Consider the following 2,085-nt stretch of genomic DNA (forward strand, 5'->3'; position numbering starts at 1 on the left):
GGCCGCCCGGGGCGGCTCGGGGGGCGGCGTCCTCGGGGCACCCAGCTTCACGCCCGAAAGGGTCTCCTCCAGCTTCTTGGAGAGCTCCGTCTCGGACTTGGCCTTGAGGCGACGAACGGTGGAATCTTCCGTCCGCAGGGGTTCCTGGAGGCTTCCTCCCAGGGCGCTCTCGAGGTCGATCTTCGGCGCGGCCGGTTTTCGGGGTTCAGGGGCCGGGCCCTTGGCGGGAACAGCCGTCATCTTCACCGTCGGCTCGGGCGGAGGAGGGGGCTCGACCTTCGGCGCCGGCGGCGGAGGTGGAGGCGGCGCCGCGGGTTTGGGAGGCTCCGGCGCAGGCGGCGCCACGGCCGCAGGCGGGGCCGGGGGAGGCGGCGCGGCCGCCCGGGGAGGCTCGGGCGCCGGCGGCTCGGCGGCCTTGGGCGGAGCCGGAGCGGGGGAAGCCTCCAGCACGTCCTGGATCACCTCGCCGAACAGATCCTCGGAGGTCACGTCGCGGTCCGCGCCCGGCGCGGCGCCGGCCTTGGGCGGGGCGGGCGGCGAACCCAAGTCGGTGAGGGGAACGGTGGCCTCCACGGAGGTCGCCTTCGGGATCTTCATGTCCCGGCGGAGGCCCGAAAGGGTCTCCTCCAGGGTCTTGTCCACGCTCGACGCGGCGGACTTGGGCTTGGGCGGCGCGGGCGGTGGCGCGGCCTTGGGGGCGGCGGCCGGGGGCGGAGGGACCGTCGAGGGGCCCACTGGGGCCGGGGCCGCAGCCGGAACCGGGGCCGGAACCGGGGCCGGGGCCTTGAACAGGAACCGGTCCAGGATCTCGTTCAGGACCTCCGCCTCGATGGGGTCTTCGAGGTACTCGGCGGCGCCGTAGATCTTCATGGCGTCGTTCCGGTACTTCCGGCTCTTGTAGATGCTGCAGTGCATGACCACGGGGACCTGGCGCGACCCGGTGCGCTCCACCATCTCCTGGCAGACCTGGAAGCCGTGCTTCTTGGGAAGCATGGTCCTCAGGAACACCATGTCGGGTTGGAAGCGGTCGAACTCCTCCAGGGCCTGGAAGCCGTCCTGCGCCGTGGCGACCTCGAAACGGTCGTCGGGAAGCAGCGACTGCAGCCGGTTGAGGAGCTTGGGCTCGTAGTCGACGATGAGAATGCGCTTCCTGGCCATGCGTCCCCTTTCCCCCTAACCCTTAGAAGGGCAAGCTCAATCTAGCATGGGCCCCGGGGCCTGTCAACGCGGCCCGGGATGCGCCTCAGCGCCCCATTCCCGAGAGGAGCCGGCGCATGTTTTTCATGCCGCCCTTCTTCAACTGTCCCATCATCTTCCTCATGGTGAGGAACTGCTTCAGGAGCTGGTTCACCTCCGCCACCGTGGTCCCCGAGCCCTGGGCGATGCGCCGCCTGCGGCTCCCGTTGATGACCTGAAAGTGCTCTCGCTCGTGGGGGGTCATGGAGTTGAGGATGGCCTCCGCCCGCCGGATCCGCCCCTCATCCACCTCCCCCGGGTCCACCCCCTTCAGGGCGGCGCTCGCGCCGGGGATCATGGAGAGCACCTGATCGAGGGGCCCCATCTTCTTCATCTGCTTGAGCTGGCCGCGGAAGTCCTCGAGGGTGAACTCGGACTTTCTCAGGCGGCGCGCCATCTCCTCGGCCTCGCGCTCGTCCACCGCGGACTGGGCCTTCTCGATGAGGGAGAGGACGTCGCCCATGCCGAGCACGCGGGAAGCCATGCGGTCCGGGTGGAAGGGCTCCAGGGCGTCGTACTTCTCGCCCGACCCCACGAACTTCACGGGGAGCCCCGTCACCGCCTTGACCGACAGGATCGCCCCGCCCCGGGCGTCTCCGTCGGCCTTCGTCAGGATCACGCCCGAGAGGCGGACCCTTTCGTGGAAGGCCTTCACGGTGGACATGGCGCTCTGGCCCGCCATGGCGTCGGCCACGTAGAGGCTCTCGTCGGGCTTGACCGCCGAGACGATCTCGCCCAGCTCGGCCATGAGGGCCTCGTCCACCGCGAGGCGGCCCGCCGTATCCAGGATCAGCCGGTGCATCCCGCGTTTCCGGGCCTCCTCGAGGGCCTTCCGGCAGATGGCCACGG

The 2,085-nt window shown here is 70.4% G+C and carries 2 protein-coding genes; both read right to left on the reverse strand.

Going from position 1 to position 2,085, the window contains the following annotated elements; translation table 11 throughout:
• Positions 1 to 1,158: response regulator (locus AB1824_13555; protein MEW5765984.1), on the reverse strand; the 1,158-nt coding region annotated here is incomplete at its 3' end.
• An 85-nt stretch (positions 1,159 to 1,243) separates the two neighbouring features.
• Positions 1,244 to 2,085, reverse strand: an 842-nt coding sequence (locus tag AB1824_13560; GenBank protein MEW5765985.1) for a signal recognition particle protein, incomplete at its 5' end; no start/stop codon positions are given.

The organism is Acidobacteriota bacterium (assembly GCA_040752915.1).
In the GTDB taxonomy this organism is placed as follows: domain Bacteria; phylum Acidobacteriota; class UBA4820; order UBA4820; family DSQY01; genus JBFLVU01.